General features: G+C 44.8%; 10 protein-coding genes. 3 read left to right on the top strand and 7 right to left on the bottom strand.

The window, feature by feature from the left end; genetic code table 11:
* The first annotated feature begins 93 nt into the window (after positions 1-93).
* The 3 genes from DXN04_RS13355 (at position 94) to DXN04_RS13345 (ending at position 4,044) form a co-directional block, all read left to right on the top strand.
* Positions 94-456, top strand: coding sequence for a hypothetical protein (locus tag DXN04_RS13355; protein WP_116853853.1), 363 nt, complete (start codon positions 94-96; stop codon positions 454-456).
* Between the two features lie 145 nt (positions 457-601).
* Positions 602-2,863: a TonB-dependent receptor gene (locus tag DXN04_RS35600; RefSeq protein WP_116853852.1), complete on the top strand. Its 2,262-nt coding sequence runs from the start codon at positions 602-604 to the stop codon at positions 2,861-2,863.
* A complete protein-coding gene (locus tag DXN04_RS13345; protein WP_116853851.1) occupies positions 2,863-4,044 on the top strand; it encodes a sialidase family protein in 1,182 nt (393 codons plus the stop codon). Before DXN04_RS35600 ends, DXN04_RS13345 begins: the two co-directional genes overlap by 1 nt.
* 49 nt (positions 4,045-4,093) lie before the next feature.
* Here the strand turns inward: DXN04_RS13345 and DXN04_RS34770 are convergent, their stop codons facing one another.
* The 7 genes from DXN04_RS34770 to guaB form a co-directional block, all read right to left on the bottom strand.
* Positions 4,094-4,240, bottom strand: a complete 147-nt coding sequence (locus tag DXN04_RS34770; protein ID WP_158286615.1) for a hypothetical protein — start codon at positions 4,238-4,240, stop codon at positions 4,094-4,096.
* A 227-nt stretch (positions 4,241-4,467) separates the two neighbouring features.
* Complete coding sequence (locus DXN04_RS13340) at positions 4,468-5,223, bottom strand: SDR family NAD(P)-dependent oxidoreductase (protein ID WP_116853850.1); 756 nt, start codon at positions 5,221-5,223, stop codon at positions 4,468-4,470.
* Positions 5,224-5,238: 15 nt separating this feature from the next.
* Positions 5,239-7,167 (bottom strand): PKD domain-containing protein, encoded by a 1,929-nt coding sequence (locus DXN04_RS13335; protein ID WP_116853849.1) that lies wholly within the window; start codon positions 7,165-7,167, stop codon positions 5,239-5,241.
* 161 nt (positions 7,168-7,328) lie between these two features.
* Positions 7,329-9,992: a PKD domain-containing protein gene (locus DXN04_RS13330; RefSeq protein ID WP_147319916.1), complete on the bottom strand. Its 2,664-nt coding sequence runs from the start codon at positions 9,990-9,992 to the stop codon at positions 7,329-7,331.
* A 2-nt stretch (positions 9,993-9,994) separates the two neighbouring features.
* Positions 9,995-10,786, bottom strand: a complete 792-nt coding sequence (locus DXN04_RS13325; protein ID WP_116853847.1) for an alpha/beta fold hydrolase — start codon at positions 10,784-10,786, stop codon at positions 9,995-9,997.
* 93 nt (positions 10,787-10,879) lie between these two features.
* A complete protein-coding gene (gene lnt, locus DXN04_RS13320) occupies positions 10,880-12,487 on the bottom strand; it encodes an apolipoprotein N-acyltransferase (protein WP_116853846.1) in 1,608 nt (535 codons plus the stop codon).
* 163 nt (positions 12,488-12,650) lie between these two features.
* Positions 12,651-14,123, bottom strand: a complete 1,473-nt coding sequence (guaB, locus tag DXN04_RS13315; RefSeq protein WP_116853845.1) for an IMP dehydrogenase — start codon at positions 14,121-14,123, stop codon at positions 12,651-12,653.
* Positions 14,124-14,136: the final 13 nt, after the last annotated feature.

The following is a 14,136-nucleotide window of genomic DNA, read 5'->3' as shown; positions in this document are numbered from 1 at the left end:
ACTAAATAAAAAAAAAGCTTATGTCTCCGACATAAGCTTTTTTTTATGACCCAACTCATAAACTCTGGTTAAAATTTTACCTACTTTTGTCCCGTGAGATACTTCTTATTCATAGCGCTCTTAACAGGACTACTGCTACAAAACTGTAGCCAGTACCTGATTTCGCTGGAATATAAGCTCAACCAAAAATACATTGCCAGCGTGCTGTGCGTGAACAGGGATAAACCTGACATGCACTGTAACGGTAAATGTTACCTGAAAAAACAACAGGAACGCGACCAGCAACAACAAAACAATGGCACAGCCGGAAAAGAAAAATACGAAGTGTCGTATATAGACGATCTCTACTCATACGACTTCCAGGCCTATGCCCCATCTACACAAGTCATCGCATATTATCAGAGCTCTGTACCATATACTCCTCTATCTGATACCTTCCGTCCCCCACAAGCCTGATCACTCCTCATTTGCATTTTACTACAGGAATAGAATTGTCTGCTGAGGCGATTAGCCAGTGGCATGCTTACTAAATTCAAATGAGAAATTACTTAAATGCTGAGCAGAGACTGCTCAATTCATAACTATTGACTTTATTATCCACATGAAATATCTATTAGTGATAATAGCAGGAGTACTATTGTCCTTACATTCTTATGCCCAGGTACAGGGCAGCGTGATCGATGCACAGACAGGCGAGGTATTGTCAGGCGTGAATATCCAATTATTACATCATAGCAAAGGCTGTGTAACCGATGCACAGGGTAAATATAATATCGCTGGCCATAACGGTGATTCCGTGTTAGTGTCTTATGTAGGCTATCAACCACAGAAGATGGCATTGACAGCAGGTATCATTTCCTTACAACCATCTACTGCCAGTCTCAATGAATTTGTAGTGACCAGCAGCAGGGATAAACAATTACGTACAGATGCACCTATCGCGATCAGCCGGATCTCCACACAGGAAATGCACGATACCAAAGCAACTACACTTGACCAGTTATTGAACAAGGTAAGTGGGGTATACATGGTGCCATTACAAAATGAACAACATACGATGGCCATTCGTCAGCCGATCGGTTATAAGAGTTTATTCCTGTATCTCGAAGATGGTATTCCTATCCGTACTACCGGCGACTTTAACCACAATGCACTCATTGAAATTAACATGGCGGCATTGCGTACAATCGAAGTAGTACGTGGCCCTGCATCTTCCTTATATGGTAGCGAAGCAGTAGGCGGCGCTGTCAACTTTATCACCGCAGCACCTTCCTTAAATCCTACAGGCCGCGTGCAGGCCGGGGTGACGGACAGAGGCTACAAACGTGCAGACTTCAATGTGTCAAACACATTTAATAAAGTAGGACTCACTATGGGTGGTTATTATGCCAACCAGCAACATGGTTACATGGATCATAGTGATTACCATAAATTCGCCTTCACCTTAAGAGGCGATTACCAGATCAGCGAACATACCAAATGGATCAACGCCGCTACCCTGGTAGATTATTATACCGACCAGATAGGTGGTTTGGATAGCGCCCACTTCTTTGGAAAGAACTATACCAACTTCCAGACATTCTCTTACAGGAAAGTAAATGCATTGCGCTACAGAAGCACAGTAGAGCATGACTGGAATGACCTGAACCATACTACATTTACAGCCTTCTTCAGAAGCAGTAGTATCAAACAAAATCCATTCTACTACATCACAGATTCAAAGACAGATCCATTGAAAGCTGCCGGGCAAATCAATAACGATAGTTTTAAAAGTTATGGACTAATCCTCCAGCACAAGAAAGAATTCGGTTGGCAGGATGCAGCTATCATCGCAGGCGTAAGCATGGATTACAGCCCCGCCGCTTACATTGCTAATTACATCGATGTAGATAAAAATGCAGCAGGTTATTACACACATTATACACCTACCGATTCCGTGCTCACTAACTACGATGTAAAGTTATTGAACACGGCTGCTTATGTACAGGGCAACATGACATTGGTAACCGGGCTGAAACTGGTCGCAGCATTGCGTTATGACAGGATGGATTATAAATTCGAAAACCATCTATCTGCATCGGCTTATACAGGTGCCGCCAGTCAGAAAAATAACTTCAATGCATTTACACCTAAATTAGGATTGACTTACGACTTCGGACATAGTCGTGGATTATATGCGAACTACAGTGTCGGTTTTGCACCACCAAATATTACAGAGTTATTCACAGGTGTGAAAGTACCTGTGTTAAAACCGGCTAATTACAATAACTATGAAGTAGGCGGTTGGTTTGGGTTTGCAAATGATAAAGGATATGTGGATATGAGTGTGTATGAGATGAAAGGCAGGAATGAAATAATCAGTGTACGCCAGTCAGATGGTTCATACCTGAACCAGAATGCAGGGCAAACTACACACAGGGGCGTAGAATGGAATGTACGTTATGCACCAGTTACAGCGATTCAATTACGCGTAAGTGGACAATATGCAGATCACTTCTTCAATGACTACACGGAGAAAGGAGTATCTTATAGTGGCAACCAGATGAATGGTGCACCACACGTGATCACGAATACTGAAGTAACCTTCAAACCTGCATTTATCAAAGGTTTCAGGATTGGTGCAGAGTGGCAGCATATCAGTAAATATTACATGGACCCACAGAATACCAAAATGTACAAGGGATATGATTTACTGAATCTTCGTACCGGTTATGCATGGAAGAGTTTTGAATGCTGGATCAATTGCCGCAACGTAGCAGATGTGATTTATGCAACAACCGCGGAGAAGACGGCCTATAGCACCAGCTATTATCCTGGACAGAAGAGGACATTTGATTTTGGGATCGCATATACATTTAAATAATGAAGAACAAATTGTGGATCGTATTGGCAGGCCTTTTATCGGCCTGCCATCCGGGTAAAGATAAAGAATACACACTCTCGCATGGAGAGGCATCCTGTGCATTTATATCCGAAACAACCGATGGTAAAAAAGTCATCAGCTGGATAGAAACAAAGCAGGGAGCAGATACAGGAACAATGTATTATGCCATACAGCAGGGCGATACCTTTTCCACGCCACATGTAATTCCTGTGGCAAATAATGTGTTGCCGCATGCAGAGAATATGCCGAAACTATTGTTCAAACCCAATGGTGAGATCATTGCGATGTATGGAGTAGAGCAACATGATCCGCGCAATCAATGGGCAGGTAGAGTATTCTATACACATTCATCAGATACAGGTAAAACATGGTCTGCCCCTCAACAGCTCGTGACAGATACGAGCAGTTATGATCAGCGCTATTTTGATATGGCCCTGTTACCTGATGGAGAAGCCGGGGCTATCTGGCTGGACAACAGGAAAGACATCAATGCAGAGGGATCAACCTTATACTTTGCGAAGACCAGTGGATATGATGGTTTCAAAGGCGAGCACGCAATAGCAGAAACGGCGTGTCAATGTTGCCGTACCGATCTATACACCGATCCCAAAGGACATTTGCATGTTGCATTCAGGGATATCATCAATGATTCAATCCGTGATATGGTGCACTTGTTATCAGTGGATAACGGCGTTACATTTTCTGCACCGGTCAGGATCAGCGCAGATAATTGGGTAGTACGTGGCTGCCCGCATACAGGGCCTGCAATGGCAGCAAATAGTTTCGGATTGCATTGTGTATGGTTTACAATGGGTGGAGGCCAGGGTGTGTATTATACGCATTCTACAGATGAAGGCAATACTTATTCAAAAAGAGATACAGTCAGCACAACCCCAATGGCCAAACATCCGCAGATAACAACAATCGGTGATGATAAGCTAATGATTGTATGGGATGAGCCGGTGAAGGTAGGAAAGGAGTTTAATAGTAGGGTAGGATACCAGCTGAGAAAAGGAAACGGAGAAGTGCTTAAAACAGGCTTATTAACAAGCGATAGTTTATATGTCACTTTCCCGGTAGTCAAAGCAATAAATGAAAAGACGGTATTGGTAGCCTATACGAAAAAAGGAAATGTTTGTTATAGATGGGTGAATATATAAAAACAAAAAAGGTGTACCACTTCTGGTACACCTTTTGATTTCTTTTTTCTCAGTAGCTAAAAGCACCTGCCCAGTCCTGGCGGGTAGCCCAGCGACCGTAGTTATTTCTTTTAGATCTGTCGGAGTAGAAGCGCCATTCTGCTTTCCATCTCGGATAGTAGAGACGCAACAAATACAGTGTTGCAAATGTAAGCATAGGGATATGGTTTTTTAGGATAGATAGTTAGCATTGTTAGTAAACTCTTAAAGCTCATAGTTAGTTAGGTATCACATTCCCCTTTAATGGTAGTTCGTCATACCATCATTTAACCTCTTGTCTGCCATCATTATACCACATTCATTATAGACAAAAAGTAAGTTGTCTCAAATATATATAGAAAATTCTGCTAATGGAATAACATCTATGTGTTATATTATAACTTTTTACTCTTTATAAGTGTAAATCGCATTTGCCTGCTGTGTACAGGTGATCACTAAATCATTGATACACACATGTGCTGGCAGCGTAGCACAGTAATAAATCGTATCCGCCACATCTTCTGCACGCAATGGCGTAAACCCTTTGTACACATCATCTGCCTTACCCGCATCACCTTTAAATCGCACTACTGAAAACTCTGTCTCCGCAGCACCCGGATGTATCGCCGTCACCTTGATAAAGTAAGGCAGCAGGTCTATACGCATACCCTGCGAAATCGCATCTACTGCAGCTTTGGTGGCACAATACACATTCCCTTTCGCATATACGGTTTTAGCAGCTGTGGATCCCAGGTTGATTATATGCCCCTTCCTGCGGGCTTTCAGCCATGGAATCACCGTCCTGGATACATACAGTAATCCCTTCACATTCGTATCAATCATGGTATCCCAGTCAGACAAACTGCCTTCATCAATTGTAGACAAACCTAAGGCTAAGCCCGCATTGTTGATCAGGATATCCACAGCTTTCCACGAATCGGGGATTTGTTCCAGTGCACTGCTCACAGCTTTTTCATCCTGCACGTCAAATGTCAAAGGCAATACCTTCACGCCATTCGCTTTTTCCAGGTCCTGCTGCAAAGCCGTCAATCTTTCCTGTCTTCTTCCGGTGATGATAAGGTCATATCCGTTGGCTGCAAACTTTCTCGCACATGCTTCTCCAAATCCGGCAGTGGCACCGGTAATAAGTACTATCCCCATGTCAAAAATGATTATTTACTTCACCAAAGTTACAGTGCCTTTCTTTAAAATTGTTTTTCCGGTGAAATCTTTTCCTTCCAGGATCCAGATATAGGTGTCTATTGGTGCGGGTTGTCCCTTATAAGTGCCGTCCCAGCCCTGGTGAAAATCTGTAGAGGAGTAGATTTCCTGTCCCCAGCGGTTAAAAATGCGGAAGAATTTATATTCAGTAATGCCTACAGGAATAAAACGGAACTGGTCGTTGCGCCCGTCGCCATTTGGGGTGAATGCATTTGGTACATAAATCTCCGGTCCCGTATAATATTTGATGCTGATGGTATCATAACCTACGCATCCCTGTGAATTGGAGACACGCAGAATATAAGTAATGTCTTCATTCCACTTCAGTTCCGGATCTGCGATATTCGGATTGCTCAATCCATCAGGCGGTGCCCAGGCAAAGAACTCCCCGCCACTCGCATGCAGGGTCAGTGCCTGTCCTTTTGCCAGGATAGTATCATTGCCGGCAAAGGGGAACACTTCATACACCGTAATGTCTTTCGTGACGGTGGCTACACAGGAATGATCCGTATACAATACCAGCGAAACGGTGTAGACACCACCATGTTCATAGGTATGGCTCACATGCTCACCATATGCCCTGCTGATGCTACTGTCACCATTTGATCCCAGTTCCCATCTCCGCTCAGTAATATGACCATAGGTGTAAGAGGATTTATCGTCGAACTGAATGCGGTCACCTTTGCAAAACCCGTTGACATCGAAGTCGCCTTTTAAGCCCGGGTAATTACTGACTATACCCGTAGTGCTGTCAGTACAGGTGAGTCCTCTGTTCACCACCAGTTTTACTACATACTTTCCGGTATCAGGATAGAGATGTCTGAATAATGTTTTGTCAGTCACTACAGTATCGGTGCCATCACCAAAGTCCCAGTAATAAGTGGAAGTATACCCTGCATTGCTGGTGTTGGGCATGAGCACGCTGAGGTCAGGCTCGGGTACACAATTCTGAAGAGTGGGAGGGAAACCGGCGGTGATTTTGGTATTGCAGTTAAAAACGGTGAGGAGAATATCTTTGTGATGAGTGCCTATCATTTTGCCCGTATGCCTGTCGAATTCTGTTACACAAACTGAAACTACGTATTGACCTTCTCTGGGGGGAACACCTGTTAAAAATCCATGATTGTCGATTGAGACCTGTGGTGTGCCTCCCATGGGATTCGATCCTGAATAAGGTGGCTTGTAGTTTACAATATTATCGTAGGGGGGAGGATTGGCGCTGGCAGCTTCATTGCGGTTAGCACCTCCGGTCAGCGCATTGCACAGTGAATAAACAAGACTATCCCCGTCGGGATCCGTAGCAGAGTAATCATAATGGAGCGGAAGGTTGGCGCAGATTACAATCGCTACGTCCTTGGCAAAATATGCACTCTTATTCGTCGGGCGGCTTTCAGTACCAGGAATGATGCAGTAGAAGGTAGAACCTTCATGTTCAGAATCGTTGATATTTGCCAGTTTCTCTCCGCGGCAACAACGCTGGTAGGCTACATAATAACCTCCTAATATAGGTCTGAGAGTAATCGTATCTCTGTAAATAGCGACTTCAAGATTCTGGGAGCGCGGTGCCAGGCAGGGATTGCGCAGGGTATCCCGCAGGGGATGTCGCTCTTTGATAAATAACAGCCTGGCATCTGACACCCTTGAGCCGCCGGAAGTGTAAATATTCACAGGTACAGGATCTTCAAAATGATCCAGGCAACCCTGAATATCTCCACAGGTGAACTCAGCATTCCTGTATAATTTAAGAGTAATCTCGTACCTGTAGTAACCATCAGGATTCATGGCAATAAAAGCATAATAGATCTCGCCACCAATAATGTGGTAAGCAGCTGCAGTAACGTGGATTAAACTACAGCAAATAGCCAGAATAACAGATCTATGCATTAAATGGGGTTGTGCATGGGCGCTATGAAGACTTTACTATAGGAATTTAAATAAAAAAAAGGAGACGGGCGAATGAATTAAATCGCCATATGAAGGGGTTTGAAACACAATCGGAATCTGCATTCGCAGATTCCGATTGTAATATAGTTGAAGGCATAAATTTACCTGATCAGGGTGACAGTGCCCTTACGAATCACCGTTTCATTATTCACATTCTTACCCTGCACGACCCATACATAAGTGCCAATGGCAGCAGGTTTCCCGTCAAAATTCCCATCCCATCCCTGCAGGTATTCCGTCGTACTGTACATTAGTTTTCCCCAGCGGTCAAAGACCCTGAAAAACTCCAGTTCCGTAATACCCACCGGCAGAGGTCTGAAGATATCATTTTGTCCGTCCCCGTTAGGTGAGAAGCCTGTAGGCACATAAATATCAGGCCCCGCTATAAACCGGAGCTTTATATCATCAGTGCCCTTACATCCTTCAGCCGTATAGGCAGTAAGGGTATATGTAAAGTCATGATTGATAATCGTTGTCGGCGTATCGATATTTGGATTGTCCAATCCATCTACCGGAGACCATACATAACTCGTACCTCCAGAACCATGCAGGGTGAATGGCTGGTTCAGGATCACAATGGTATCATTACCGGCAAAGGCAGGTACGGGGGGAACCACATTGACCATCACAGTATCCCTCACTGGTTTAGGACATCCCTTGTTATCGGTCACAGTCACAATAAACTGTGTCGTATCTGTTGGTTTTGCAAGCGTCGTTGCCTGGGTCGGAGTCGACAAAGAAAAGGTCGGGGTCCACTGGTAAAAAGCGCCGCCCGATGCTGTCAGCGTAAGCTGGTCACCATAGCAGATAGTTGTGTCTGCGCTGGCCTGCACAACAGGCGCATCCACGATTTTTAAACTCATATCATCATGCCCGCTACAATCACCCAAAGTAGCCACTACCTGGTAGGTGGCAGAGGGAGCAGGTGGTACGATGTTGAGGATGGCACCATCACCCACATGAGTATTGGATGGTAGCTCATACCAGGTCAGGGAATAATTCCCATCCGCGAAAGCGCGGATATTCAGCGTATCACCGGTGCAAACCGTACTATCAGCAATTGTTCTTACATACAGTGTATCACGAACATCAACGTTTACGGTTGCTGAATTCTGACAACCCGTTGCATCAGTAAACGTTACAGTATAACCAGTATCCACTTTTGGAGATACAGTAGGAGTAGCCGTATTAGGATTGATAATGTTATAATCAGGTGTCCAGGCATAAGTACCATTGATTGTTTGGCCGCCCGATTCACTGCTGGCAGTAAGCTGGAGTGAATTACGGATACATAATAAGGTATCTGGTGTGGTGCTGATAGGTGGTTTTTCGTAAACGGTGATCGTGCTCGTATCCGATCTTGCACAACCATTCTTAGTAGTGATATCCAGGATAACGGTATAGGTACCGGCCCCCGGGTATTTATAGCTGGCCACTGATGACCGCGAAGTATCTGCTGTGGCACCCGTATCCCCGAAATCCCAGCGGTAAGTAGCAATGGCATCTGTATTACTGGTCGTTGTAGAGGTATTGGTAAAAGTAGTGGTGGTATTACTGCACAATCCCGTAATGCGCATATCGGGCGTTAACAAAGGATATACATATACAACGGCAGTTGCCTTGTCACCGCAATTGCTGGTTTTATCGACCCATAATGTCACATTGTACACTCCTTCATTAGCATAGGTATGCTGCAAAGGAGCAGTGCTGGTAGTCGTATAAGTTGTACCATCGCCAAAATCCCAGTCATAGGTTTTGTCCTCAGTACTGTTGTTCAGGAAAGTAATGGTAAAACCGCTGCAATCATTGTATTTATCAGGCATGGCAGCTTCCACCACACGCACACAGGTGGTTACAATCATATGGAAATCCTTCCTGTGAATGCCAAGTAATTTACCATTCCGGTATTCATAGGCACACACAGTCACTACATATTTTCCCGGATCGGGTGCCACACCTGTAATTAAACCGCTATTAGACACGATGTAAGCATCAGGCCCCAGGGGAGCAGCACCTGAATAAGGGCTGACGTAAGGAAGATTCGAATAAGGAGGAGCAACAGCAGCAGGTGGTGTCGCATATTTATCCTGTCCATTAGTCACCTTACCACCCCCATAAGCAGCGCAGAAAACATACACCAGGCTGTCACCATCAGGATCGCTGGCAGAAAAGTCGTAAGAAAATTTCTTATTGGCACAAACAAGGATCGCTTCATCTTTATTGAAAGTAGGACTTGAATTGGTCAGGATATCATTGGTACCCGGCAATTCAGTAAAGTAAGAGGCACCATTCCCCGGAAAATGTTCCTGGTCATTTGCCACATGTGTGTCCTTAATATTTGCCATGGTATAATCACGGCAGCAGGTTTGGAACGACACCGTATATCCTGCAGCGTTGATCGGCACAGTGATGGTGCCGGTATATGTGCCAATCTGAAAACAGACCTTGGGTGGATTTACGATACAGGGATCCGCCTGCCCGGAAGTTTGCGTGGCCTTGCTGGTTTGAGAGATCAGGTAAGGAGAGCCGCTTACCTCCCTGTTATCAGCTTTACTGAATACAGCAAAGTATACAGAATTGGGCAATTCAGCCAGGTCCTGAGCTGTCTCACAAACTCTGTAAAGTTTCAGGGTAACCTGGTAGGTCACCGTAGTAGTGGTACCTGAAATATATTTATAGGACATCTCTCCCCCGATGATATGGGAAGCTTTGGAAATGAATCCATAAGAGAGTATGAATAGCAATAGAAGGGTGCTTCTTTTCACAATTATTGATCTTGGCAAAAAAGAGTAAACTGTAGCAAGAGCTGATTGCTGGCTGCGGGAACTTCCCACATGCCCATATGGCCTGTTTCTTCAAAAATATAAATGCTGCTGGTCCGTGGAAGGGATACCTGTGGCAATATGCTTTGAAGAGGAACGGCTGTGTCATCTTTTCCGATTACAAACAGCACTGGTACTTGTATAGATGATAACACGCTTGTGCGGTCAGGTCTTATTATCATTGCTTCGTAATACGCTTCCATGGAAGCGAGGGGACAGGTGATACCCATATTCACATATGCTTCCACACTTTCCGGATGCCTGGCCTTAAAGCCGGGACTGAACATATTCGGAAATGCCTGTCTGATAAATGCTTCACTACCATATTGTTCCATCAGTTTGATGGATTTGCGGCGCGCGTCTTTCTTTTCCTCGGTATCAGGAAGGGCTGTAGAGTGGAACAGGCCCATTCCCTGTAAAATTGATGGGTATTTCTCTGCAATGGCAAGGGCAACATATCCGCCCATAGAATGGCCTACAATCACTGCTTTTTCAATACCGGCAGACTGTAACGAGCTGTAAACATTGTCAGCCATGCTATCAATAGTCAACGCAGTCGTGAGCGGATTATTGCCGACTCCGGGCAAATCAGGCGCAATTACCTCAAAAAATTCGCTCAGATATGCCTGTTGCACATTCCAGATGGCGGCATTCTCAGCAAATCCATGCAGTAATACTAATACGGGCTTCTTCCCTACACTTAGATGATTATTTTGGGCAGAAAGTTTATTCGACATCAGAAAAAATATTTATAAGAACACACTATAATGCAGGCCTGGGCTACAACTATTGATAGGCAGCCTGTAACGTAAAAGATATTTTATAGATGTTTATAATGTATTGGTTATCCGTTTACGCGTCAGCCGCAGAAAGAAACTATAAAGGATCAGCAATATACAAAATAGAACCGCTGCCTTGGAAAGCAAGTCTCCATATTTAACATAGAACGTAAGGTAAGAGTTCGGTGTTACAGTTGCTTTCAAAACTCCTTCTTCCCAATAAGGGAGTGAGTCCACAATTTCCCCGTTTTTATTGATGATGGCAGAGATGCCGGTATTGGCACTACGGGCTACCCAGCGGCGGGTTTCAATGGCACGGAGACGGGCATACTGTAAATGCTGACGATGACCTTCCGTATTGCCCCACCAGCCATCATTCGTCATAATAAAAAGAATATTCGCACCCTCTCTTACATGCTCAGCGACAAACTCACTGTACACAGATTCATAACAGATAGTAGGAAATACCTTAATGTGTGTGGCCTTGTTTTCCATTAGTTCCACACCCGGACTGCGGCCATAACTACCGCTGATGCCGCCAAAATCCAGCGCAAGACTATTCATAAAACTCAGGTAGTGCACATAAGGAATTAACTCAACACCCGGTACCAGTTTAGATTTATGATAAACACCCACTACGTTCGAAGTATCAATTTGTACACCCGCATTGAATACATCATAAACCATATCTCCATCTGAATTGCGACGGGCAGATGAAGGAATCTCGTCATTTTGATTATATCGTTTCAAGGTTACTGCGCCACTTACCAGAGTTGCTTTGGGATACTGCTGCAATAACAATCTGATCTTTTGGGTATAATCTTCATAAGTGAGTTTGTTCTCCCAGGCACCGTGTACAAAAAGGGCCGTTTCTGGCCATACGATAAAGGAGGTGCGGTTCGTAATTGCCTTTTGGGTGAGCTGCAGCATTTTATTGACTTCCAGGGATTCATTTTCGTCTGCAAATTTATCGTAAGGGTCAATGTTGGGTTGTACGACCACTACTTCGGCACCTGTTCCTTCAGTTGGGACATGCAACCCCATATTTATGTACGCACTGATACCGAAAGGCACTGCTAAAATGAGAACGGGTTTCCAGATCTGCTTTAAAACCGGCTTCCTGTAAAACTTATACTGAAACCACACATGATAGATCGCCAGGTTCGTAGCCAGGATCCACAAAGTCCCTCCGCTTACGCCTGTATATTCATACCACTGTACCCAGTTCGGGTGCATGGCAAAAGCATTGCCCAGGCTGAGCCATGGCCAGCTCAGTTCCCATTGCAGGTGGATATATTCAAAGGTCATCCAGTAGACAATGAAGGTAAAGTAGGCGAGGGTAGGGCTCACCCATTTTCGGGTTCTGCGGTAACCCATCACCGGCACCAGCATAAACAGGGTATTGAGCAGGTTCGCTGCTACACCACTTGCAGGCACCGTCGTATTACCTACCCACCAGGTAGTGGCCACATTCCAGCAGAAAAGTAAGAGGAAAGCGCTGCCAAAAAACCGGGCCCTGTTTTCCACAATATCCGCCAGCCGAAACAAGGGGATAAAAGCAATGAAAATCAAAAAGGTAAGGGGAGAAGTTGGCCACGCCGCCCAAAGGAGCAGGCTGCCGGAAAGACTCAAAATAGCGGGTAAGTAACGTTTTGCCATAGCGGCTCAAAAATAAGGATAATCAGCAGCATCAGGATAAAATTGGCTATCTCCACCATCGAAATTCAAAGATGAAAGAAGAGGAACTGTATCAGCCGGAAAACAAAAAAGGCACCTCATCAACCTGATGAAATGCCCTTTTCTATTATTATTATGCGATGAATTATCTGCTATAGTTCGGAGCTTCCTTGGTAATCACCACATCATGCGGGTGATTTTCCTTCACAGTAGCAGGAGAGATCTTAATGAACTGTGCTCCCTGCAGTGCCTTGATATCCTTAGAACCTGTCAGACCCATACCAGCTCGCAGACCGCCTACATACTGCTGAATCACTTCTGCCAGCATTCCTTTGTAAGGTACACGACCTACGATACCTTCCGGTACCAGTTTCTTGATATCATCTTCTTCCTGGAAATAGCGGTCTTTGGAACCTTCTACCATTGCTTCCAGGGATCCCATACCACGATAAGACTTGAACTTACGTCCTTCGTAGATGATAGTTTCTCCAGGACTTTCTTCAGTACCAGCAAAGATAGAACCAGCCATTACACAGGATGCACCTGCAGCGATAGCTTTTACCATATCACCGGTATAACGGATACCACCATCTGCAATTACCGGAACACCCAGTTTCTTCAGGGCCGTAGCCGCGTTCATTACAGCGGAGAGCTGAGGAAAACCAGCACCTGTTACTACACGGGTAGTACAGATAGAACCAGGCCCTACACCTACTTTCACTGCATCAGCACCTGCTTCAGCCAGTGCCAGTGCGCCATCGCCGGTTGCTACGTTACCTGCTATCACCTGTAATTTAGGGAAGGTCTTTTTCAGTTTCTTCAGACCATTCAGTACACCTACTGAATGACCATGAGAGCTATCGAGACAAACTACATCCACACCCACATTGATGAGCGCCTGCGCCCTGTCCAGTACATCCGGGGTAATACCCAGTGCTGCACCTACGAGCAGACGACCATATTCATCTTTAATAGCATTTGGATAGCTGGTCAGCTGCAGGATGTCACGGTAAGTGATCAGACCTACGAGTTTACCATTCTTTCCAACTACTGGTAATTTCTCAATTTTATTCTGTTGAAGGATTTTTTCTGCTTTCTTCAGGTCAGTACCTTCTGGTGCAGTAACAAGGTTCTGAGAAGTCATTACTTCGCTTACTACGCGTTTCATGTTCCTTTCGAAGCGTAAATCACGATTGGTGAGGATACCAACCAGCTTGCTTTGTTCATCTACGATAGGAATACCACCGATGCTATTTTCTTTCATCAGGCGGAGAGCTTCTCCGATAGATGCATTTGCATGCAGGGTTACCGGATCGAGGATCAGCCCGTTTTCACTACGCTTTACCTTACGTACTTGCTCGGCCTGTTTTTCAATAGACATATTCTTGTGCAGAATACCGATACCACCCTGGCGTGCCAAAGAAATGGCCAGATTAGCTTCTGTCACGGTATCCATGGCAGCAGAGACCATTGGAATGTTCAGGCGTAAGTTTTTGGTAAGTTGCGTGCTGATATTAACGTCTCTGGGCAAGACTTCAGAGTAGGCTGGAACCAGAAGTACATCGTCAAAGGTAAGTCCGTCCTCTACAAATTTCGGTTTTGATTTTCCGGCAGGCATGTTGCAACTATTT

Source organism: Chitinophaga silvisoli (assembly GCF_003412465.1).
In the GTDB taxonomy this organism is placed as follows: Bacteria; Bacteroidota; Bacteroidia; order Chitinophagales; family Chitinophagaceae; genus Chitinophaga; species Chitinophaga silvisoli.
Note: the sequence above shows the minus strand (reverse complement) of the source record. Positions and strands in the feature narration are given on the sequence as shown.

Bases quoted from the DNA above. Each gene is read 5' to 3' on its own strand.
- DXN04_RS35600 (WP_116853852.1), top strand. From the start codon at position 602: ATGAAATATCTATTAGTGATAATAGCAGGAGTACTATTGTCCTTACAT.
- DXN04_RS13345 (WP_116853851.1), top strand. From the start codon at position 2,863: ATGAAGAACAAATTGTGGATCGTATTGGCAGGCCTTTTATCGGCCTGC.
- DXN04_RS34770 (WP_158286615.1), bottom strand. From the start codon at position 4,240: ATGCTTACATTTGCAACACTGTATTTGTTGCGTCTCTACTATCCGAGA.
- DXN04_RS13340 (WP_116853850.1), bottom strand. From the start codon at position 5,223: ATGGGGATAGTACTTATTACCGGTGCCACTGCCGGATTTGGAGAAGCA.
- DXN04_RS13335 (WP_116853849.1), bottom strand. From the start codon at position 7,167: ATGCATAGATCTGTTATTCTGGCTATTTGCTGTAGTTTAATCCACGTT.
- DXN04_RS13325 (WP_116853847.1), bottom strand. From the start codon at position 10,786: ATGTCGAATAAACTTTCTGCCCAAAATAATCATCTAAGTGTAGGGAAG.
- lnt (WP_116853846.1), bottom strand. From the start codon at position 12,487: ATGGCAAAACGTTACTTACCCGCTATTTTGAGTCTTTCCGGCAGCCTG.
- guaB (WP_116853845.1), bottom strand. From the start codon at position 14,123: ATGCCTGCCGGAAAATCAAAACCGAAATTTGTAGAGGACGGACTTACC.